We start from the raw sequence: 20,495 nt of genomic DNA on the forward strand, positions 1-20,495 counted from the left end.
AAGATTGTAATTTTCACAAATCTTAAGTGCTTTTTAATATTTTTTATAAATTTTTCTTATTGCCCATTATTAGCAGGGGTCTCTCCTGCATTACCGCCAGTCTCTGGTTGTGTGGTCGCTGGTGGAGTTGTATTTCCTTGACCTCCTCCATTATTTGCCGGAGGTGTCGTATTTCCTTGACCTCCTCCGTTATTTGCTGGAGGTGTCGTATTTCCTTGACCTCCTCCGTTATTTGCTGGAGGTGTCGTATTTCCTTGACCTCCTCCATTATTTGCTGGAGGTGTCGTATTTCCTTGACCTCCTCCGTTATTTGCTGGAGGTGTCGTTCCTTGGCCATTTCCATTATTTTGTTCCTCTTGTTTCTTTTGCTCTTCTAGTTTCTTTTGTTCTTCTTGCTTCTTAAGTTCCTCTTGTTTCTTTTGTTCTTCTTGTTTTTTCAGTTCTTCTTGTTTCTTTAATTCTTCTTGCTTTTTCTCTTCTTCAGTTTTTTGCTGTTGATCTTGTTTTGGTTGCTCCGTTGTATCCGGTACGCTAGTATTTGGCGATGAATCACGTTTTTCACCTTTTATACGTAGCTCACTACCTTCTTGAATAACACTACTTGGCATTTTAAAGCGTGATTTATCTGTAGCCATTTCGCTCATCATTTCTTTAAAGATCAACTGTGCAATTTTCGTATTCTTACTACTAATATACTCGTCTTTACCATCTTTCATATACCCAGTCCATACTGCCATCGTATATTGCGGTGTATATCCAGCGAACCAACTATCACGAGTTGCACTTTCTGGAATTTTATATTGAGCTAATTGCTTTGATGAATAGTTTGTCGTACCCGTTTTACCAGCTACATCTAAGGAGCCTACATTTGCCGATGTACCAGTACCAGATGTAACTACAGAACGAAGCATATCAGTAATCATGTATGCGGTAGAATCTGTCATAACTTGTTTTGGTTTTTGTCCAAAACTTTGTGACTTACCGTCTGGATAAACGACTTTCTTAACAAAATGCGGTTTCGTATATTTACCTTCATTACCAAATGCCGCATAAGCACCCGCTATTTCAGTTGGCGATACTTCATTTGTACCAATCGCTGTCGATTCTGTCGGTGCTGTATTAAATGTAATACCTAGTTTCTCAGAGAATTCTTTCGATTTACTAATCCCTACTTCTTTTGCAGTTTTAATTGCAGGAATATTACGCGACATTTTTAATGCTTCACGCATTGTAATTGGACCCATATGACTTCTATCTGCATTTCGTACTTCTTGTCCCGTTGAATACTTAAATGGAGAGTCATCAATTTGATGGTACGTAGCCCATTTTAAATATTCAATTGCAGGAGCGTAGTCGAAAATCGGCTTCATCGTTGAACCAGCTGCACGATCTAATTCAATTGCCATATTATGCCCTTTAAATACAGCTTTATTTTCTCCACGGCCACTACCTATAGCACGAACTTCTCCTGTTTTCGTATCCATAAATGTGAATGCACCTTGGAATTTATCGTTCGGATAATCAATGATATTATTATTTAAAATATTATCAGCAAGTTTCTGTGCTTTCGGATCTAACGTTGTATAAATTTCTAAACCGTCAGAACCGATATTAGCATCTGGTAATTCTTTTTCTACTTCTTTCACAACTGCATCCATAAATGCAGGGTATGGCATTGTTTGTAGTTGAGCTGCAGGCTTGAGTCCCTTTTCTACGTCAACTTTTATTGCTTCTTCCATTTCCTGTTTTGTTATATATCCATGTCGGTTCATTAAACTTAGAACAACATTTCTTCTTTCTGTTGCTTTTTGAACATTTTCTTTTTTCGTTGGATCATAGTTATTCGGTGCTTTCGGTAAACCTGCAAGCATCGCAACTTCTGGTAATGTTAAGTCCTTCAATTCTTTACCATAGTAGTTTTGTGCTGCTGTTGCGATCCCATATGAACGGTTTCCTAAGTTAATTTTATTTAAGTACATCTCTAATATTTCATGTTTTGAATACTGTTGTTCTAGCTTATAAGCTAAATATATTTCTTGCGCCTTACGCTTTGGTGTTTTGTCCATTGATAAGAAGTAGTTTTTTATAACTTGCTGTGTTATCGTACTTCCACCTTGAGAACCATAATCCCCTTTAAGACTTACTAGAACAGCACGGGCAGTACCTTTAAAATCTACTCCGCTATGCTCATAAAAACGTGAATCTTCTGTCGCTAAAAATGCATTTTCTACTAATTTAGGTATTTGCTCATACGTAACATTCGTCCTTTTTTCTTTTCCATATTCATATACCAAATCCCCGTTTTTATCATAAATTTTTGAGGATAACGGATTAACAAGTTTTGCTTTCTCAAGTTTTGGTGCATCCTTAATCATTACGAAAAAGGTAGCAACCCCTGCCACTAAACCAACAATACCAAGTAATAAACAAGTAATTAAAAACTTGCGAAAGAATGATGTTTTACCTTTTGGCTTTTGTGTTTTAGAAGCTGGTTGTTTTTTCTTTTTAACTTGTCGTCGTTCCTCTCGAGAACGATAATTTTCTGACATGTTACTTTCTCCTGCCTTTCAATTCTCCCGTTGATTTACTTAAAAATATTGAGGTCACTTTCTAAAATAAATTTGATTAAGAAAGTATATTGACCTGGAGCATTCAATATTTTCCCAATTCACAGATTATAAATTTTAGAATACTTCTTATACAAACTATTTTCACTTCTATTTTTCCTAATAACGCTGCCCCTTGAAGCATAGAATGTAAAAAGTGAATTTTTAATACCTCGTATAAATAATATACCTTTTTTTCAAATGGTCAATATTTTCTTATTTATAAATCAAAGGTGAAATAAAAATAGCACAACGATATGTACTTCGTGTGAACTTCCTTATAATTACGTATAACAAACATTTAATATATTGCATATAAGTATAATACCTCTTAAATTATAAGGATTTCAACATCACAACCTCAACATCTACAAAAAATTATTAAAAATGAAAAGTGAGGAGTTGCGTAATGATGAAGCTATCTCCCGTAATTTCAAAAAATATAGTTGCTGTTGGCTACAATCCTTTTTCTATGATTTTGCGAATCCAATTAAAGAATGGTATGTACGATTTCTTTAATGTACCAGAAAGTATTTATACTGGCCTATTACATGCACAATCTAAAAGTTATTATCATAATACTTACATTAAAAATTCTTTCCGCCACACAAAAATCTAAACTTAACACCCACTAAAAAAGAAAGGAGGTTAATCCTCCTTTCTTTTAAAAACATTTTGCAGCTGAATTATCTTCGATTTCTCTTATTAATTTCATCATATGCTTGAATTTGTTTTTTCAAACGCCGATCAGCTTTTTTATCATGCACTACAAGAATTGCATGTATAACCCCTGGAACCCAAAATATTAATGTTAATATGAAATTTATGATTGCCTGAATTGGTTTTCCACAAAATAATACAGCAACAGGTGGAAGAAGAATTGCTAATAAATACATCATCCCTTGAAAACTCCTTATTTTGTATTTTATATATCACTTTTCAAAATATACGCAAAAAAACCTACTACCATTTTAATCTTAACCTACCTCTAAAATCAATGTATCTCCTTCTATTTAAACAAGTATTTCAGACTTTTTATTGTTTTCTAGCCTATTTTCTTCCTCTATTGCAGTTACTCCAATTGCAGAAATTAACGTTCCTATCGCTTGTATCCAAATACCAATGAGTGCAATGATTCTCTCATCCTTCTTATCAAAAATACTATCTTCATTTTCTCTCTCATCTTTCAATACATTTGAAACACCTTGATACGCTTGTAATCCAGCCCCTAAACTTTGCATGGAGTTACCCAGTATAATAATTTTCTGTAATACATTTATATCCAACAAAGCTGCTTCTACTCCTAAAAAAGCACCGATCGATTGTAAACTGTTCCCTGTAATGATAAGATAATCATTTTCTTTCAATTGTTCATTTATATTAAAATATGTTCCTATTACATTTGATATATTGCCTAATGCTAATAACTCAATTCCTATTTGATCAAGTAATTTACTTTGATTCTCTAAGCCTATATTTTGATTTTCTCTTTTTTCTTCCCCATCATCATAATTGCTCGCAATGATTTGTAATATATATCCGAGGGCTTGTAATGAGCTTCCTACAATAACAAGATCCGATTCAACTTTCTCTTCTCCAATAAATCCTCTTGTCGTTCCAATAGCAGCTGTAAGATTCCCTCCCACTTGAAACCATGCCCCTGTCACTTTTAAACTGCTTGGATTCATTTTTATCACCTATTTAAATATTTTCTAAAGCTTTCAAAACAAACAAATCTCACCCTTAATCTTTTATTTTATTTTTTAGATGTAATTTTGTGAATGATATAATGTGCTACTAATATAAAAGCACCTTAAAGGTGCTTTTTATATGCATGCTGGGCATGTCAATGAATCTCCATTTTTATCTATTGTTATATTCAATATATATTCAATTGCTTTATGTGACCAAGTTTCAGGTGTAGGCGATTCATTTATATATTGTGGCGCACATGACTTCAGCATTGGAGTACTAATACTCCCTCCAGGATCTAAAGCAACTACAGCCATGCCATGGGGTAATTCCAGGGCCATAGATTTAGTGATACCTTCAATAGCAAATTTCGAGGCACAATATGGCGCAAGCTCAGCCTCACCTTCTCTCCCCCAACTAGAACTCATATTAATGATAATTCCTTCTTTCCTAGCTACCATCGCTGGAACAAATGCTCTTATTACATTTACTACACCATTCACGTTTACATTCATTACATTTTCGAATTCTTGAGCCTTAATTTTCCAAAGTTGTGCATTTTGATTTACAATCGATGCATTATTTATTATCATATCGGGAGCTGTATGTGTATTAAGTATATAATTTGCCCAATTGTTAACTTGCTGAGAATCTGAAACATCAATTACTTGGAAATCATGTATTTTACTGTACTGTTTTTTTAGTTCTTCAATTTTATCTTTTGAACGTCCACAACCATATATGTTCCACCCTAATTCATGAAATCGATCAACCATCGCACGCCCTAACCCTTGTGTCACGCCTGTAATAATTACAGATTTACTAATTTCTTTTCGCTTCATTTCTCTCATCCTCCTTTCCTATATCTTACTCTCTTCATTTTTATTCAGCGATTTACTATAGTATCAACTCAACTCATACTTTAGTAATGGTTTTGATATTGTATACATAAACCAAAAAAGTAACCATCATGGTTACTTTTTGCTATATATCTAAAAATTCATTGTTTATTTCATTATTGTTTTTACATTTCAACTTCTCTTTTCCACATTTCTCACACTGGTAAATATAAACTACACCTAATGTACCTTTTTTAAAATCCTCATTATCCTGCATCTTAATAAAAACATATTTATGTTTACAATGCGATTCACCCAAATAATTTTTAAACCACTTTTTCAACACAACACATTCCACCTTTATGATAGAACCTTTATTTAGCTGCTTTATTACATACTTTTATTTAAATGTTCAATCTCATCTTGCAACTTTTTAAATTGCTCAAAATGCATGGTAATAGATTGGCTACTACCATAATCAACATTTTGTTTCACTAATATAACACCCGTATCATGAAAAAGCGCTTCAAGTTCTTTCCTAATAGACACTTTCGCAATATGAGCTGTTTTAATTGCAGATAAAATTGCAATTTCATTAAACTTTAATTTTATTTCATTTGGACAAAATGCGTCTTCAACTAATATAACTTCATTACTATAAATTAGTGCAACAAGATTACTTGATTTGGCATCTGTTAAATCAACTTTTTTCATAATATCTTTCATTACATTTTGCCTCCTTTATTTTCATATATATCGATTATACAAATTTTTTAAAAAAATTACTCAACTTTATTATATTAATTTTAACACACTTTTATTGAAATCCATGCTCCAAACGTTTTACTATTCCACAATTTTTATTATATGAACCATCTGGACTATAACTCCATATAGTAATGTTAACAACTTATTATAAAGCAGGTGAAAATTATGCCATCAGTTGTAGGAAATTTAGTTGTACAAAATAGTAATGGATCATTTAACTTAGGTGATTTCTACAACGTTTCTCCGAAAGAAAATACGAAAGCTTATAATGGTTCCGGCGCATCAAACGTTGGTTTTGTTGTTAATACTTTTAGCGGTGTTAGCGCGACCAATACATTTGATTCTGACCTTGCAGATCAAAACCAAGTGGGTACAGCCTAATCTTATGTTCAACTTTTTGTATAGAAAATTTTAATTTGTCTATACTATAATCAGGCTGTTTGACAGCTCTTATCGATTTTGGAGTACCCTATCTTTTTCTCCCTTTCCCTGGGGCTCAGCAGCTAGCACAAAGCTAGCTGCTTTTTCTTATATTATTTGTCTCATAAATCAGAAATAAAAAAAACTGCCATTTAAATATTCAGCTTCTTTTACATTATTTCAATAATATCCATAGCGTTAAATACGTAAGTTTTATAAAAGGCGTCTGTACAAATTACAATTTGTTTTACCGGATTGATATGTACAACAGTCATGTAGCTTGTTAATATGTAACCATCTTCAAAATATGTTACCAATATTTCTTTCTCAGACAGTAATGACGTTAATAATTTATCAGAAATCCTCTCTTTTGCTTCATTTGTTAAAAGCGGTTTTTGTACTTTTAATTTCTCTCCAATAATCTTTCTCATATTTAAAAGTTGTTCGGACATTACTGTAAACGGAACCCACTCTCTTTCTTCTTTTTGTATCTTTACATCGTTCATTTTTTATCTCCTTGATCATTTATACATTTATTTATTCATGCTATCCCTTAGTTATTTTTAATACTTACTAAACTCGAATTTACTTCTAAACTATAATTAGGTTACCTCTCAAAAGAACATTCGTTCTTATTATACACGAACTTACGTTCCTTTGAGAAGAGCTATACTTATTATTTCTTAACAAAAAACATAATTTTATTTATCTCCATATTTTTTCCTTTATCAAATAAACTTTTCATTTCTTATATAAAATGCATATAAAAACTAAAAGGCGACTTCACACAAAGTGAAATCGCCTTTTTCTAAAAAATATTCAAAGCTTATTTTTCTATCCTAACTAATGTTCTTTCTGGAATACATAATTCATCTATATTAAAATGATTTATTTTTAAGTTCAATTCCCCTACTCGTTCCTTATCTTCATCACCAACCCAACAACTAAATAATTCGAAATAGTCTCCATCTTCCAAATAACTTTCCATAATCTTGCATAAAGTTAAAAGTTTTTCTTTCGCTTCTTTTTTTTCCTTTACATTTTGCCACTCGACAAGTTCAATTCCCCAATTAGTTGAAACCTCATATGTGTAATTTGTTTGGAATTGATAATCTTGTACAATTTCAAGCATACTTTCATCTGAAAAACACGGTCCAAAAACAATTACATCATTAGAATCTGGATCCGTTAACGGAATTTCTACATTACAGCCTGTGTAACTTGCTAAACTCATTTTATACTCCTTCAATATTCGTATAAAAAATACTTCATAGTATATTTATTTACTCAAATATAAAATCCCTGCCTAAACGAAAAAGTTTTAAATTTTTATCGTTTATTAACCATCTATAACTGAAAACATATACTATGATGAACGAACTCACAAAGCATAAGAAAAGAGAGCATTTACAACACTCTCTTTTCTTACATACTCTATGGAACTTTACAAAACTGAATCAGTGATTTTTATTATTATATTTTATTACATATACTTAGGTTGTACTATTATATGTAACTCTCTCTCTGTATCCGCTTTTTTCGGATGACGAAAATAATTAAGTTCGTACTTTAACACTTTATACTCAACCATCCCAATTTTAATCCCTTTCGTTTGTTTTAATATAACTAATAAATCACTTATATTTTCATCATATGACTCAAAAATTTTCGCTCCGCCCTCTCCTTGAAAGATTACTTTCATATATTCTCCCCACCTTAATTTATTGATGTGGTAAATGATGCGTTTAAAACGATTCATTCTTTATCCTAAAATTTTCACAACAAAAAGAACATCCTTTCCAATCGAATGCTCAGCTTTTTACTAATTATCCATGTTAAATATTTATTCAAAAACATTATATGTATTATTTTTTAAATTATGTTCGATATTCATTATTAAAGAGTAAATATATGTAATAAACTTGCATAATGAAAACCGTAAAATATCCACTTTCGTTGAAATAATTATAAACCATAATTTCCCATTGTAATTCTTAATATTTAAATGTAATATTGTATTGTCTTACTATCTATTTATAACTCACACACTAATTAGAAAAGGGAACTCTATATGAGTTCCCTTTTCTAATTATGATTACAGTCATTATTTCTTTTCTAGAAATTTAAATGTATCTTTAAATTCTTTATTATTCACTTTAATATCAGCATCTTTCAATAAATCATTGACTACTTGTTGTTTCCATTTACCTGTCGTATCTTGTAGTCTTTGTTGTTCTATATCTTTACGAATTTTATCCTTTACTTCATCAAATGGCTTCAATTCTTTTTTATCCGTCACTTTAATAATATGGTAACCGTAAGTTGTTTTAACCGGATCACTTACTTGGCCTGCATCTAATTTATACGCAGCTTCCTCAAATTCTTTCACTGTTTGCCCAGGAGCAAAACCAGATATTTCCCCGCCCTGTTCCTTTGAACCAGTATCCTCTGAATACTGTTTTGCTAAGGCAGCAAAATCTTCACCATTATTTACTTTCTCCTTTATTTCTTTAGCCGTTTTTTCATCTTTCACTAAAATGTGACTTACTTTCATTTCTGGTTTATAGTTATTTTTCACATCTTTATCTGTAACTGTTGCTTTAATCGCTTTCTCAAATGCAATTTCTGGCTTCATTTTTTCTTTTAATTCATCTTCGTTTTTCAATCCAAGTTGTTCTAAAGTCGATTTAAAGTTCTCACCCATTTTATCTTTTGCTTCTTCTACTTTCTTTTTTGCTTCCTCATCTGAAACTTTATATTTATCTAACAATGCCTTACTTAACATCATTTGATATAAAGTACTTTCTCCATATTGTTGTCGTAATTCTTTACTTAATTCTTTCTCTGTAACATTCCCTACTTTTGATGTTACTACGTTGTCTGAGGAACCACATGCAGATAATGCTAGCATCACGCATGAAATAATTGTTCCAATAAATATTTTTTTCTTTTTCAATTCAAATACCTCACTTTTATCATTATACAAATTAACTATACACAGTCATTGTGAAAACAGTGTGTTTTCTACATGTAATTCATTTCATATGAGTAGACTATGTATCATGTATTTTCATTTTTAAACGTAAAGAGTCCTTAAAAACAATACTGCCGCTATAGTTACTTAATAATTACATGTTTTTCAGGTATCCAACTATTCTGCCCGATATCTACCGCATTTCCCACTCTACCCCACACTCGAAAAGATGTCGATCCATCTATATTCCCTTTATAATTCATACATTCAGGCTCTTCATAATAATTTACTCCGTAACCGACAGGATATTTCGAAGTTGCATAAAACCATTTCACATTAAAATGTTTTAAATATGCCCACTGCTTATCGTTCTCTAAACAAATCATATCTTGCTCACCGCCTCCCCAATAACCTGTTAAGATTAAATATGGAATTTTCTGAGTGAGTGCACCTGTAAATTGAGGGGTCATGGGAGTTTCATATAAATTTATTCCGTATCCATCAGGATATTTCGAAACTGCAATACCAATGCCATTCGGTTGCTGTGTATACACTATGTTAGATTGATTTGCTTTGTTGGAATCTATAAACCAAGAAAGTGACTTATTTCCTACTAATCGATTCAGATCACATTTCCCAATCCCAGGAACATTCCCTGAATCCGTATATTGCCACATATCGCATGGATATGCTGGCTTATTCCCTCCATAACGAGGGATCCATACGAAATCAGCTTCAATATTACATGCTCCAAATGATAAATACGTGTGATGCCCTACGTATAATCCTACTTTTTCCGCACCTAAACGGCGTAATTCATCAATAAATGCCTGTGTCCCGCCTTGCATATCTACCATCGTTTGAACTTCTATGTCCGCTACCCAAAACTTAGCAGATTGATCACCACGATTCCAAAAATCTTGTGCCTCTTTCTTTGCATCAGCAATAGATATAAAACGGCAAAAAGCATAATTACCGAATGGGATACTATGCTTTTTCATTTCACTAACATAATTTTGATACATAAAATCCACCGTATTAGAGCCATCTTGAACTCTAGCAATCACTAAATCTAGCTGAGATGCTGCAATATCCCAATTAATAGTTCCATTCCATTTTGAAATATCTACAATATACCCCATACATTCCAGCTCCTTTTGAATGTCTTATTCATAGCTTGTTTTATTGTAAGCCTCCTCTCTCTAAAACTAGCTATCTATAATATAAATAAAAAGAATCTTTACTGTTTTTCAAAATATATTCTCTTTCAGAAATATTTCTATCAACTTTAACATGTATGCCACATAAAACATTCGAAATATACCCTACTATTCATTTATTATGTAATCTCGTCCTATCAATCATTTTTACAGATATTAAAAAAAATCTCCTGTATTATTAAATTATAACTTTCAGTATCGATTTCCTTTCAACTAAAAAATTTCATCCCTCATTTTCTATATATTCTTAAGTCAAAATTACTACCTCTACATGAAATTTGAGATTTAGAAAAATTTTAATTAATTGAAGTTTACTCCTATTAAATTGCAATTTTCCAACCTGAACACTATTGGTGCATAAAAAAGACATTTTCTATTACTGAAAATGTCTTTTTACAGTTTAATAAAACAACTTTGGTGCTAAATCTGTATTTTGTAATTGTGAGTTTTCACTGCTCATAACACAACTTGTGGAAAATAGAATTGGGATACCACAAACCTCATCATTCATTACATCACGAAACACATTGGCCGCAACACCTGTAAACGTTTGACATAAGTTAGAAATATCGTCATTGAAAAACTGAATGACTTCCGCAGCGAAAACCGGAAAAACAACATTCGGTCCGCCAGGGAACTGAGGCTGTACCACAACTTGTTCAAAATAAGGATTATTTTCTAGTGCTACTTGAAATAAATGAGCTATTTCAAATGCATCTAGTGGACAAGGAAATGGATTTACAATTTCATTCTCATTATTCGTTACAATAACTGTCACACTTACATTCCCAAATTGTACAAAAGATTTTAAAAGCGTTGCTAATGCTCTCGCTTTTTCGTTGCTTAACGCATGCACTAAAATAATATAATTACCACCAACAGGAATAAGCGGCCCAACTGTAACAGTTGGATCAGCACCTATTGAATTTTTTAATTCATTAAAATATGTGATCCACGGTGGCGAAAGCTGAGCTTGTACATTTTCTTCCACTATTTTATACTACCCCCTTATACCATTCTTACTAACATAATATGTAACAAACAAAAAAATGCATTAGTTATATTAATCATTTGCGTATTTATTGATTATATTAATTAAACATTTTATTTTCCATTCTCAATTTCCCCTTTACATCTTTAAGCACTTTTACTACTATAAAATTCTTTATTATAAGCAAATCCACTGAAATTTCATATTATACTAATACGACTCTATATCCATTAAATTATAATACTCAATATTAGGAGCTGATTTCATGGAAAAAAAACCTATCGTGTTCAAAATCCCACCAAATTCAAAGCTAAAAATTACATTTTTCGGTCCTTGTAACGAAGTAATTACAAATGTGTCTATAATTAATCAACTATGCACCCCTAAATGTCAAACTATCACGCAATACCCAGACTTTAAGAAATATGTAACGGAAGTACGATCGCTATCCCGTTGTTAGTCCGCATAATGCACGATTTTCACAACTTTATTACCTAAAATAACCGAGAAAGAAAATAACTGCATTCCTAGACTAAAATTACTCATGTTATGATATTCCATTGATAATTCATTGATTTTTTACACGTTTTTATGAAAAGAACATATATTATCGTATGGAGATTATCCACTCATAAAACCTATCTTTCTTTGGAGCGTACTTTTTATGTATGCTCTTTTTTTATGTAACCGTCCCCCTTCTAAATTGACCAACAATATATTAAAATTCTTTATATACTCAAGGAGGTCAAATATGTTCAAGTTGCATCCAATACTACTCATCTTAGGATTGATTTTGTTTTTATATAGTGTAATCGCCTTTATGCTATTCTTTTCAGTGTATTAGCATTCCCTACACAAATTTATGTTCAATATATAATTTCTATATAGTAAAGAAAAAACATAATGATACGATCTTTTATGTATTCCGTCTTTCTTGTTCTATAAGAAAACTAGTAAACTTACTAACAATGCGTTTTTACAAGCATGTTACTTATTATTCTGTTTATTATCTGAAGAAGGTTGAAGCCCCTACAAATTAAACTACGCTTTACCTATTTACTTATATATTTTAGAAAAACAATAATAATCCCCCACCATTTGGTAAGGGGATTAACTAAACCTACTAAAAAACATTTAATAATCAGTTTTATTTAGTTGGAGAAGGAAATCTTGCCGCTTCAAAGTGAACCGTATTTACACCATTAACATTTTGTACAATTACGCCAGCAATACTACTTTCTGCAAAAACTTCAACTAAATCTCCTGCTTCTAATTGAAGAATAGTAGTTACGGAAACATCATTATTAAAAAATACTCCTGTTCCAAAGAAATCATTATCTATCGCTATTGCCGGATTGCCATTTACACGAATTTCTACTCTAGCTCTGTAATTTACATTAAAATCATTTGGAGAAAATGTTATATTTCCTAATACACTATATACCCCTCTAGTTTTCGGAGTAAAAATTGACGTTACTGGATTATATTCATTCGCTAGATCAAATTGTTCATTTTGAAATAATACTTTAACAGGAGTATTTGCTAGAACAGGTTGATTAACTGTATTCACAGCTCTAAATGCCGATGCCCTTACAAGCTCCTCTTTCTTATCATCACAACACTTCACCTTTACATACTTCCTATCACATTTACTACTTTTCCTATAACAATCATGACTTTCCTTTTTGTAATCTTTACAATACTTACAGTAATAATAAGACATAGTGAGTCCCCCTTTACACTTATTTTTACATAGTATGCTATATAGATTAGAATAGCTTGGACGACCTGTTACTATTTTTAATAGATTAAAAAACCCTCACCATTTCGGTGAGGGTTTACCTTTAAGCTTCTGCAAACTCATTGTTTAATGACTTTATTTAATTGGAGAAGGAAATCTTGCTGCTTCAAAATGTGCACCATCTTCTAAAGGACTTAAAACTCCATCTATACTACTTTGTGCATAAATCTCAACTTCATCCCCTGCATTCAATTGAACAATCGTCGAAACACTTACGACATTTCCAAAACTTATTGGACCAAAAAAGTCATTATCTATAGCTATCGCTGCGTTTCCATTCACACGAATTTCTACACGCGCTCTATAATTTAAAGTTGGATCGTTTGGAAAAAAACCAATCGTTCCAATAATAGAATATACACCTTTAGTCTTCGGCATAAAAATAGATGTTGCTGGATTATACTCATTCGCTAAATCAAATTGTTCATTTTGAAATAACACTTTCACAAAAGTATTAGCAGGAACATTTTGATTCACAGTATTTCTAGCTCTAAATGCCGATGCTCTAACAAGATTGTCCTTGTTATCATGGCACTTACAAGTGTTCTTACAACAATCATGATGCTTCTTTTTATACTCTTTACAATACTTACAGTAGTAATAACAAGACATACTGATTCCCCTTTCAAACTTATTACTATATATTATGTAAGATTGATTTATAAGGTTTGGACTAGCTATTTTTATTATTCATAAGGGCGCTATTAATCTGCACCCTTATTTATATACACCACTTCATTCCTTACTAGTTATAAGTTGTATATAGTTCCATATGGAATAGTAAGAAAAGAACTTCCGTACGGTGTAACATGATGTACTGGGTAAAAATACTCTACGGATGAGTAATATGGTTGTACTCCTTGCTGCTGCATTTGCATTTGTTGTTGCATTTGCAATGCTTGTTGAATAGCTTGGACTGTACTTTGTGCTCCACTATACGTTATAGATGTACCATATGCTGGCCGCATACCAGTTTCAGAATTAAAATATGAATAAAACATGATTTTCAGCTCCCTTCCCGTATAATTTATTACAAATTATATTATGATTCTTTATTTCAGTGGGTACTATAAAGCTAGTCCGCTCGCTTATATTCAAATGACAAAATAAAAAAGTAGCTGCTAGACTACTTTGACTCCTTCTTATCACCAAATGAAATGATATACATATTCTCCTGTTACACGCTCATTAATTCCCGCAACCCTAACGAACCTAAGTAAATCCGCTCCTTGAAGGAAATATACCGAAATCGTAACCGGTACTTGCGACCACATGAATTGATAAAGCTCATTCACTCTCTGATTCGTCGTAACGATTAAATCATTTACAGGTCCATGATTCCATGCAGAGGTTTGAACTGAAGTGAAAGAAAGGTCTTTCCCATTAACCACTATTCTTGATACGCTTTGAGTTATGTCCACAATAATCCCCTCCAACATTACAAAAATTGGACCTTTTTTAGTTCATATTATTATAAATATTCTTGACTGTAATAAATGTTTAAGGCAAATCCCTAATAAAGTGAAACTTTAATCAGCTCTCACCAATCGGGCTTTTACTGGCAGCCCGACCCCACCTAACTTCTTTGCTTCCGCTGAATTTTGAGGTGGGGGTATTTACTGCCCGACAAATAGCGGGATAAAATTTTTTTATTCATATCCCTCAATTCCCATTACAACCATATAATTTCTAACCTTATTCAATTTTTGGAATTAATATAAAAAGGCATCTTAATTAGATGCCCTTTACTTATCTTCCACTACAATTCCACTATTAAAATAGCAACGCCAAATCCGATGCAAACCAATCCTATCAATATAAATAGCAATCGGAATCCCCATAAATCACTGATTATTTCTATAATATGCACCAGCACAATAATAATAAAATCTTTAAACCCACTGAAACTATGTTCCTTTGTCTCTCTGATTCCATCAATTACAGTCAGACAAACAATAAAAACACCTAAACCAATTAATATAAAACCTAATACAAGCATTCATATATCCTCTTTTTTCTTTTATCTCCTATTAACGAACATTTTTACATTAAAATTCAGTACATACGAGGAAGTTAGATAAAAAATTAACTACCCGTAAAACCTTATTAGTGTGTACTAATAATTAGAGGGAAGGCCCTCCTCTTCACCTTATATTATCATGAAAGGATATGAGCTTCGGAGTTATTTCTTTATAAAATAAAAAATAGCTAATTCACTACTTAAAAAGTAAAAAAGCATCAGATTGACTAGTATGTAGATGGTTAAATGCATGTAAAATGATTTTAAATTATCTACTCTTTTTTTAGCTCGGAAGTAACTCTCATCTCGTCCCATCTTTATACACCACTTTCTTAATCACACTGAACGCAATATTCAATTGATGAGTTTGTCATTTCGTTACCTCCAATTAACGCTTTTGTTCAATGTAGTTATTTTCTTGTATAATAAAAGTTAATTAATCTAGAAGGGATTCTGAGAAAGAGCGAAAAATCAGCTGGAAAGCTTATCGATTTAAATATCTATTCGAAATTAATAAGCGATTAATTTTAGTCCCTCTGCCCATACTCAATCAAAGTGTGGGCTTCTTTAATTTCTGTATAAAATTCAAAAGTTTGACACAATCCTGGAAAAAGCTTATAAAGAAAAGTGAGGTTCCATTATTTTCACACTTAGTAGCGCAGTCATGTTACATATAATTTTATAAGTGTGAACGAACTACAAAACTAAAAAACAAATAATAAGTTTGCAACATGTTTGCAAATACGAATTTTGCATATAAATTCGTGTGATATTGAAAGGAGTTTTACTTATGAAAGAAATTAAAACAGAACAAGAATTCAAAGACATCATCGCAAGCGAGGAGCCTGTAGTTGTTAAGTTCTTTACTACATGGTGCCCAGATTGCGTACGTATGGACAACTTTATCGGAGATGTAATGGAAGAGTTCAATAAATTTGAATGGTACTCTATCAATAAAGATGAGTTTCCAAGTATCGCTGAAGAGTATCAAGTAATGGGTATTCCAAGTTTACTTGTATACCAAAACGGTGAGAAGCTAGGCCACTTACATAGTGCTAATGCAAAAACAGAAGAGCAAGTTACTGAGTTTTTAGAAGCATACTAAAATGAAAGCCCTCTGGAAAATATTTTTCAGAGGGTTTTCATCTATTTTCACAATTATCTTTTGAAGTTTTTCATCGTTTAATGAATTACACCTTGTCATGATAAGAATAATACGTAGTAAGAAAAGTATTCGTTTCCTCATCCATCTACCCTCCTATCTCTTTAGTAAATAAACTCCAATTAGGTTCACACCTTGACTTTGTACTTTTCAACATATTTTTCCTTTACGAAACTTTGTTATCCCCTTCTTAAAAAGCTATAAAACGTCAACAATGTTTGTATAGACCCACACGACTTTCGTTTGATACTCTATTTATAGAAAGAATTCCTTTAAAGAAAGGTGAGTGATTAAAATGGATACTCTTTCTCATAAAGAAGCTGATAAAGGTGCTATTGTCAGCATTATGGCCTACATATTTTTATCCTCTATGAAAATCATCATCAGTTATATTACCCTCTCTAGCGCATTACGCGCTGACGGTTTAAATAACTTAACGGATATCGGTGCTTCTTTAGCGATATTAATTGGTCTAAAAATATCTCGTAAACCTCGTGACCCAGATCATCCGTATGGGCATTCGCGTGCCGAACAAATCGCATCACTTGTTGCGTCCTTCATTATGGCAACAGTCGGATTAGAAGTTGTTATTAGTGCCATTCAATCTTTCTTAAATCCGAAACAAGCAGCGCCTAATGTACTCGCTGCATGGGTTGCTTTATTTTCTGCTGTCGTTATGTACTGCGTGTATTTGTATACGAAAAAAATTGCAGCACGAACAAAAAGTAAATCATTAGAAGCCGCTGCAAAGGATAATTTATCAGATGCACTCGTAAGTATTGGTACCGTAGTAGGTATTGTCGGTTCTCAGTTCCAAATGCCTATTTTAGACCCTATTGCCGCTTTAATTGTCGGTCTTATTATTTGTAAAACTGCATGGGAGATTTTCGTAGAATCTTCTCATATGCTAACAGATGGAATTGATCCTGATAAAATGGAAGAATACGCTGATGCTATTGAGCATATTGGCGGTGTGGAAAACATTGTAGATATTCGAGCACGTATGTATGGGAATCAAACGTATGTTGATATTACAATTGAAGTAGATGCTCGCATGGATGTTGGAGAAAGTCACTGTATTACCGACAACATCGAAGCTATGCTGCGCAAAAAATTTGGAATTTACCATGCACACATTCATGTTGAGCCAATGAAAAAAGAACCTATTATGACATAGGTTCTTTTTTTATGAACGTTTTATGGAATATAACACATAAAACGAGCCAGCTACCGCCAGCTGCCCATCCTGCTAATATGTCAGATGGATAGTGCACGCCAAGATATATTCGGCTAACTGAAATAGATAATACAACAAAGCTTGCTATAAGAATAATTAACAATTTTTTATGCAACGAAATACGCTCTTCAGTAATTGTGACGTATGCAATAAATCCTAAAAAAGCAGTAGCATTCATCGTATGACCGCTCGGAAAACTATATCCAGTTGCAGTAACAAGCTGCGTAACATCAGGTCTTGCTCGTTCGTACCATAGTTTAAGCATACTGTTTAAATAACGAGATCCGTAGTAATTAATTGTTAGAAGTAACGCACTAAGCAACTTTTTTCTAACGAGAAAATACATTACAAGAATAATGAGTAATGGAAAATATATTCTTTTGGAACCGATAAAAGACACCCAAGTAAAATAGGTCGTCAAATAATCGTTTCGAAAGCTTTGAATAAAATGTGCGACTATATTGTCAAAGTTCTCAATACAAGCGGTATGATACGAAAGTGATAATACGACAAAACAAATGAGTAACGTAAAACTTAGCAAGTATAAATGTCGATATCGTTTCACATACATAACCTCACTATGCAAAAAAATGGAGCGGTTGTTTTAGTTTTCCTCTCCATTTCTTTTTTATGCATAGTTTATTAAAAAATATAATTATTAATTTTCCGCTTCATCTCAGGGATATCTTCTCTTGTTACGGTAAAACGAATCACCTTCTCATCAAGATCAAGTGCCTCAGCGAATAAACCAGCTAATCCACGTGATTTTCTATCTACTTCCATAATTATTTCTAGTCGGTCGTATGCACGTGGCAAGATTAATAATTCTAATTCATCTAATTTCCCATAGTACTCTCCAGAAACCGGAATAAACTCAAATTCTTGTGCGAATGGAACTTGCTTACGTAATCGATGCGGTAATTCTTCACATTCTATATGACGTGCTTTAAACCCTAATTCCTTTACACTATCTAAAACACTACTTAATAATGCATTAGGTAACACTTGAACGTAGTCGCGGTCACTTGGGTCTATACTACGTTTAATATCAAGACCTGTATGAATCCAAACCGTTTTCATACCAAGTGTAAGTGGTGCTTCAATTGGCATTGGAAAAGAAAATGGAATTTCAACTTTTTCATTCGGTTCTACAGAAAACGGTTCTGTTAAGCGTACTCGCTCTAAATCATATGTTGCTGTTACTTTTTTATCATCCACTTCTCGTACATACGACGTTGATAATGTTAAGTAAATGCTTTCAATTTGTTGGCTAACTGAACCTCCAGTTATATGAACTTTTCCAACTATTTCTTCCCCAACAATATACTCATCTTTTTCAAGAACAGTATCTACCTTTGCACTTCCAATACCAACGCTTGCTAAAAACTTTTGAAACATGGAGTCTCCATCCTTTCTAAAGCAGAAGCTACATCTTGTTTTAAATCTTGTACATTCTCATAGTACGGCGTTTTCATTTGTAACATTCGCATAAGCATTTCGCGATTATAATGTTCCAAAGTTAATTCTTCGTACCATGGTTTTTCCTGTTTTTCATTAGATTCATATCCTGCATATAATAAAAATAATGAGAAATGACCGAGCGCATAAAAGTCGCTACGAAAGTGAACTTCTCGCATCAAAGCTTGTTCACCTTCGTAAGTTGTAGCTCGCTCATCATCCTCACCTTTCCATTTAGCCAATCCAAAATCAATAATACTAATTTGATTTTCTTTCATTAGTATGTTTGGAATGCGTAAATCTCGATGAATAATGCCTTCACTATGAAACACCGATACAATTTCTAATATTTCATATAAAATCTCAAAAACTTCACGTTCTGTATATACATACCCATCTATGAAAATATAATCTTCAAAATTTTTACCAGGCATGTACTCCATCACAAAGAAGCTCTTTTTCTCCCATAGGAAATGATCATATAGACTAGGAATTGCATGATGATTTAATGTTTGTAAAATCATTTTCTCTTGTTCAAATGATTTTCTACCAGACTCATATCTTTGTTTACTTTGTCTTAATTGTTTTAAGACTTTATATCTATTTATTTGTAAATCATTAACGACATATGTAACCCCATAACTGCCCATTCCAATTACTGATTCAATTTTATAACGCTCTGCAACAATTGTATTTTTTCGCAGTGGTCTATCAAATAATGCTAGTACACGACGCCATTTCATCAGCTACTTGAAAAGAAGCTACGGCTTTTACGTTTTCTTTTATAATGTTGATGTCCATAACCAGATGAACGTCGTTTATAATCGCTACTTGAATACGAGCGCCCTCTACGACGATAATCACTACTTGAATACGAACGATATTTTTTCTTTCCTAATAAAGAATCAATAATTTTTTTGAACATTCCTTCACCTCTTGAGTAAAATTTCCTTTTCATTATACCAATAATTATTGACTATATTTGTGACAGGTTTGTAAAGAGTAAAAAACGACGAGTTATGCCCGTCGTTACTTTCATTCATCCTCTTCATCAAAAACTTCATCAATCATGCATTTCTCTAATAAATACTCAAATGTAATATCTGCGAGATCTTCAATTTCTTCTCGTTTTGGGACGTACCCTCTTTCAATTAGTTGCTCATAAAAAAACTCCGCAATCTCTTCCGTATCAATCACGACTTCAATTTCCTTCATGAGCATCACTCCTTTATTTCTGTTTTATGAAAAAATCTCAAAATTATGTATATGAGATTAGAAAAATAGATTTTATTTTTTTATAGGTCATA

Annotated in this window: 27 protein-coding genes and 1 pseudogene; 5 read left to right on the forward strand and 23 right to left on the reverse strand. The window is 32.4% G+C overall.

Annotated features, from left to right (window positions below):
- Positions 1–56: 56 nt before the first annotated feature.
- A complete protein-coding gene (locus tag M1D66_RS15725) occupies positions 57–2,549 on the reverse strand; it encodes a PBP1A family penicillin-binding protein (protein ID WP_061684576.1) in 2,493 nt (830 codons plus the stop codon).
- Positions 2,550–3,015: 466 nt separating this feature from the next.
- On the opposite strand from M1D66_RS15725, the gene M1D66_RS15730 reads away from it, so the two are divergent.
- On the forward strand, positions 3,016–3,225 hold the full coding sequence (locus tag M1D66_RS15730; protein ID WP_000977081.1) for a KTSC domain-containing protein: 210 nt from the start codon (positions 3,016–3,018) through the stop codon (positions 3,223–3,225).
- Between the two features lie 67 nt (positions 3,226–3,292).
- On the opposite strand, the gene M1D66_RS15735 is transcribed toward M1D66_RS15730, so the two are convergent.
- The 5 genes from M1D66_RS15735 to M1D66_RS15755 all read right to left on the reverse strand — a co-directional run bounded on the left by M1D66_RS15735 (position 3,293) and on the right by M1D66_RS15755 (position 5,863).
- Positions 3,293–3,505, reverse strand: a complete 213-nt coding sequence (locus M1D66_RS15735; RefSeq protein ID WP_000990233.1) for a YqaE/Pmp3 family membrane protein — start codon at positions 3,503–3,505, stop codon at positions 3,293–3,295.
- A 114-nt stretch (positions 3,506–3,619) separates the two neighbouring features.
- Complete coding sequence (locus tag M1D66_RS15740) at positions 3,620–4,294, reverse strand: DUF6944 family repetitive protein (protein WP_086385974.1); 675 nt, start codon at positions 4,292–4,294, stop codon at positions 3,620–3,622.
- Positions 4,295–4,432: 138 nt separating this feature from the next.
- Positions 4,433–5,140 (reverse strand): SDR family oxidoreductase, encoded by a 708-nt coding sequence (locus tag M1D66_RS15745; RefSeq protein ID WP_242554604.1) that lies wholly within the window; start codon positions 5,138–5,140, stop codon positions 4,433–4,435.
- A 142-nt stretch (positions 5,141–5,282) separates the two neighbouring features.
- Positions 5,283–5,483 carry a hypothetical protein gene (locus M1D66_RS15750; RefSeq protein WP_000915148.1) on the reverse strand — a complete coding sequence of 67 codons (201 nt, stop codon included), beginning with the start codon at positions 5,481–5,483 and terminating at the stop codon, positions 5,283–5,285.
- A gap of 44 nt (positions 5,484–5,527) precedes the next feature.
- Positions 5,528–5,863 carry a hypothetical protein gene (locus M1D66_RS15755; protein WP_000651907.1) on the reverse strand — a complete coding sequence of 112 codons (336 nt, stop codon included), beginning with the start codon at positions 5,861–5,863 and terminating at the stop codon, positions 5,528–5,530.
- Between the two features lie 207 nt (positions 5,864–6,070).
- Here M1D66_RS15755 and gerPF point away from each other — a divergent pair, with 207 nt between their 5' ends.
- Complete coding sequence (gerPF, locus tag M1D66_RS15760) at positions 6,071–6,286, forward strand: spore germination protein GerPF (RefSeq protein ID WP_001141569.1); 216 nt, start codon at positions 6,071–6,073, stop codon at positions 6,284–6,286.
- Positions 6,287–6,495: 209 nt separating this feature from the next.
- Here gerPF and M1D66_RS15765 read toward each other — a convergent pair whose 3' ends face one another.
- From M1D66_RS15765 to M1D66_RS15790, 6 genes are all read right to left on the reverse strand, one after another.
- Entirely contained in the window at positions 6,496–6,831 is a 336-nt protein-coding gene (locus M1D66_RS15765) for a YolD-like family protein (RefSeq protein ID WP_002024004.1), read from the reverse strand.
- Between the two features lie 320 nt (positions 6,832–7,151).
- On the reverse strand, positions 7,152–7,559 hold the full coding sequence (locus M1D66_RS15770; RefSeq protein ID WP_086411576.1) for a KH domain-containing protein: 408 nt from the start codon (positions 7,557–7,559) through the stop codon (positions 7,152–7,154).
- Positions 7,560–7,808: 249 nt separating this feature from the next.
- A complete protein-coding gene (locus M1D66_RS15775; protein WP_242554605.1) occupies positions 7,809–8,027 on the reverse strand; it encodes a hypothetical protein in 219 nt (72 codons plus the stop codon).
- Between the two features lie 402 nt (positions 8,028–8,429).
- Entirely contained in the window at positions 8,430–9,281 is an 852-nt protein-coding gene (locus tag M1D66_RS15780) for a peptidylprolyl isomerase PrsA (protein ID WP_000727348.1), read from the reverse strand.
- A 161-nt stretch (positions 9,282–9,442) separates the two neighbouring features.
- Entirely contained in the window at positions 9,443–10,441 is a 999-nt protein-coding gene (locus tag M1D66_RS15785) for a glycoside hydrolase family 25 protein (protein ID WP_048656788.1), read from the reverse strand.
- A 478-nt stretch (positions 10,442–10,919) separates the two neighbouring features.
- The gene (locus tag M1D66_RS15790) at positions 10,920–11,510 is read right to left on the reverse strand and encodes a hypothetical protein (RefSeq protein ID WP_000392281.1); all 591 of its coding nucleotides are present in this window, start codon (positions 11,508–11,510) and stop codon (positions 10,920–10,922) included.
- Positions 11,511–11,775: 265 nt separating this feature from the next.
- Between M1D66_RS15790 and M1D66_RS15795 the strand changes: the two genes are divergently transcribed.
- Positions 11,776–11,970, forward strand: coding sequence for a hypothetical protein (locus tag M1D66_RS15795; RefSeq protein WP_000412555.1), 195 nt, complete (start codon positions 11,776–11,778; stop codon positions 11,968–11,970).
- A gap of 687 nt (positions 11,971–12,657) precedes the next feature.
- Here M1D66_RS15795 and M1D66_RS15800 read toward each other — a convergent pair.
- The 6 genes and pseudogenes from M1D66_RS15800 to M1D66_RS15825 all read right to left on the reverse strand — a co-directional run.
- Entirely contained in the window at positions 12,658–13,233 is a 576-nt protein-coding gene (locus M1D66_RS15800) for a complement C1q domain-containing protein (protein WP_000122943.1), read from the reverse strand.
- A 153-nt stretch (positions 13,234–13,386) separates the two neighbouring features.
- Positions 13,387–13,923, reverse strand: a complete 537-nt coding sequence (locus M1D66_RS15805) for a C1q-like domain-containing protein (RefSeq protein WP_002183539.1) — start codon at positions 13,921–13,923, stop codon at positions 13,387–13,389.
- A gap of 137 nt (positions 13,924–14,060) precedes the next feature.
- Positions 14,061–14,312 (reverse strand): DUF3947 family protein, encoded by a 252-nt coding sequence (locus tag M1D66_RS15810; RefSeq protein ID WP_000500100.1) that lies wholly within the window; start codon positions 14,310–14,312, stop codon positions 14,061–14,063.
- Between the two features lie 144 nt (positions 14,313–14,456).
- Complete coding sequence (locus M1D66_RS15815; RefSeq protein ID WP_000355695.1) at positions 14,457–14,732, reverse strand: hypothetical protein; 276 nt, start codon at positions 14,730–14,732, stop codon at positions 14,457–14,459.
- Positions 14,733–15,070: 338 nt separating this feature from the next.
- Positions 15,071–15,310: a hypothetical protein gene (locus M1D66_RS15820; protein ID WP_000960640.1), complete on the reverse strand. Its 240-nt coding sequence runs from the start codon at positions 15,308–15,310 to the stop codon at positions 15,071–15,073.
- A 231-nt stretch (positions 15,311–15,541) separates the two neighbouring features.
- Positions 15,542–15,646: pseudogene (locus M1D66_RS15825) on the reverse strand (2TM domain-containing protein); the annotation flags it as partial.
- Positions 15,647–16,121: 475 nt separating this feature from the next.
- Here M1D66_RS15825 and M1D66_RS15830 point away from each other — a divergent pair.
- Both M1D66_RS15830 and M1D66_RS15835 read left to right on the forward strand, forming a co-directional pair.
- The gene (locus M1D66_RS15830; RefSeq protein ID WP_000658787.1) at positions 16,122–16,436 is read left to right on the forward strand and encodes a thioredoxin family protein; all 315 of its coding nucleotides are present in this window, start codon (positions 16,122–16,124) and stop codon (positions 16,434–16,436) included.
- Positions 16,437–16,788: 352 nt separating this feature from the next.
- On the forward strand, positions 16,789–17,670 hold the full coding sequence (locus tag M1D66_RS15835; RefSeq protein WP_000380385.1) for a cation diffusion facilitator family transporter: 882 nt from the start codon (positions 16,789–16,791) through the stop codon (positions 17,668–17,670).
- On the opposite strand, the gene M1D66_RS15840 is transcribed toward M1D66_RS15835, so the two are convergent.
- The 5 genes from M1D66_RS15840 to M1D66_RS15860 form a co-directional block, all read right to left on the reverse strand.
- Positions 17,660–18,295, reverse strand: a complete 636-nt coding sequence (locus tag M1D66_RS15840; RefSeq protein ID WP_000833370.1) for a phosphatase PAP2 family protein — start codon at positions 18,293–18,295, stop codon at positions 17,660–17,662. The genes M1D66_RS15835 and M1D66_RS15840 overlap by 11 nt on opposite strands.
- A 77-nt stretch (positions 18,296–18,372) precedes the next feature.
- On the reverse strand, positions 18,373–19,128 hold the full coding sequence (locus M1D66_RS15845) for a sporulation protein (protein ID WP_086385973.1): 756 nt from the start codon (positions 19,126–19,128) through the stop codon (positions 18,373–18,375).
- Positions 19,110–19,931 (reverse strand): serine/threonine protein kinase, encoded by an 822-nt coding sequence (locus tag M1D66_RS15850; RefSeq protein WP_000872064.1) that lies wholly within the window; start codon positions 19,929–19,931, stop codon positions 19,110–19,112. Before M1D66_RS15850 ends, M1D66_RS15845 begins: the two co-directional genes overlap by 19 nt.
- Positions 19,931–20,113 (reverse strand): hypothetical protein, encoded by a 183-nt coding sequence (locus tag M1D66_RS15855; protein ID WP_000473371.1) that lies wholly within the window; start codon positions 20,111–20,113, stop codon positions 19,931–19,933. The genes M1D66_RS15850 and M1D66_RS15855 overlap by 1 nt, the downstream gene beginning before the upstream one ends.
- A 110-nt stretch (positions 20,114–20,223) precedes the next feature.
- Positions 20,224–20,403 carry a YozD family protein gene (locus tag M1D66_RS15860; protein WP_000658451.1) on the reverse strand — a complete coding sequence of 60 codons (180 nt, stop codon included), beginning with the start codon at positions 20,401–20,403 and terminating at the stop codon, positions 20,224–20,226.
- Between the last annotated feature and the right edge of the window lie 92 nt (positions 20,404–20,495).

The organism is Bacillus sp. PK6-16 (genome assembly GCF_056530295.1).

Coding starts and splice junctions, on each gene's coding strand:
- M1D66_RS15725 (WP_061684576.1), bottom strand. CDS start 2,549: ATGTCAGAAAATTATCGTTCTCGAGAGGAACGACGACAAGTTAAAAAG.
- M1D66_RS15730 (WP_000977081.1), top strand. CDS start 3,016: ATGATGAAGCTATCTCCCGTAATTTCAAAAAATATAGTTGCTGTTGGC.
- M1D66_RS15735 (WP_000990233.1), bottom strand. CDS start 3,505: ATGATGTATTTATTAGCAATTCTTCTTCCACCTGTTGCTGTATTATTT.
- M1D66_RS15740 (WP_086385974.1), bottom strand. CDS start 4,294: ATGAATCCAAGCAGTTTAAAAGTGACAGGGGCATGGTTTCAAGTGGGA.
- M1D66_RS15745 (WP_242554604.1), bottom strand. CDS start 5,140: ATGAAGCGAAAAGAAATTAGTAAATCTGTAATTATTACAGGCGTGACA.
- M1D66_RS15755 (WP_000651907.1), bottom strand. CDS start 5,863: ATGAAAGATATTATGAAAAAAGTTGATTTAACAGATGCCAAATCAAGT.
- gerPF (WP_001141569.1), top strand. CDS start 6,071: ATGCCATCAGTTGTAGGAAATTTAGTTGTACAAAATAGTAATGGATCA.
- M1D66_RS15765 (WP_002024004.1), bottom strand. CDS start 6,831: ATGAACGATGTAAAGATACAAAAAGAAGAAAGAGAGTGGGTTCCGTTT.
- M1D66_RS15770 (WP_086411576.1), bottom strand. CDS start 7,559: ATGAGTTTAGCAAGTTACACAGGCTGTAATGTAGAAATTCCGTTAACG.
- M1D66_RS15775 (WP_242554605.1), bottom strand. CDS start 8,027: ATGAAAGTAATCTTTCAAGGAGAGGGCGGAGCGAAAATTTTTGAGTCA.
- M1D66_RS15785 (WP_048656788.1), bottom strand. CDS start 10,441: ATGGGGTATATTGTAGATATTTCAAAATGGAATGGAACTATTAATTGG.
- M1D66_RS15795 (WP_000412555.1), top strand. CDS start 11,776: ATGGAAAAAAAACCTATCGTGTTCAAAATCCCACCAAATTCAAAGCTA.
- M1D66_RS15800 (WP_000122943.1), bottom strand. CDS start 13,233: ATGTCTTATTATTACTGTAAGTATTGTAAAGATTACAAAAAGGAAAGT.
- M1D66_RS15805 (WP_002183539.1), bottom strand. CDS start 13,923: ATGTCTTGTTATTACTACTGTAAGTATTGTAAAGAGTATAAAAAGAAG.
- M1D66_RS15810 (WP_000500100.1), bottom strand. CDS start 14,312: ATGTTTTATTCATATTTTAATTCTGAAACTGGTATGCGGCCAGCATAT.
- M1D66_RS15820 (WP_000960640.1), bottom strand. CDS start 15,310: ATGCTTGTATTAGGTTTTATATTAATTGGTTTAGGTGTTTTTATTGTT.
- M1D66_RS15830 (WP_000658787.1), top strand. CDS start 16,122: ATGAAAGAAATTAAAACAGAACAAGAATTCAAAGACATCATCGCAAGC.
- M1D66_RS15835 (WP_000380385.1), top strand. CDS start 16,789: ATGGATACTCTTTCTCATAAAGAAGCTGATAAAGGTGCTATTGTCAGC.
- M1D66_RS15845 (WP_086385973.1), bottom strand. CDS start 19,128: ATGTTTCAAAAGTTTTTAGCAAGCGTTGGTATTGGAAGTGCAAAGGTA.
- M1D66_RS15850 (WP_000872064.1), bottom strand. CDS start 19,931: ATGAAATGGCGTCGTGTACTAGCATTATTTGATAGACCACTGCGAAAA.
- M1D66_RS15855 (WP_000473371.1), bottom strand. CDS start 20,113: ATGTTCAAAAAAATTATTGATTCTTTATTAGGAAAGAAAAAATATCGT.
- M1D66_RS15860 (WP_000658451.1), bottom strand. CDS start 20,403: ATGAAGGAAATTGAAGTCGTGATTGATACGGAAGAGATTGCGGAGTTT.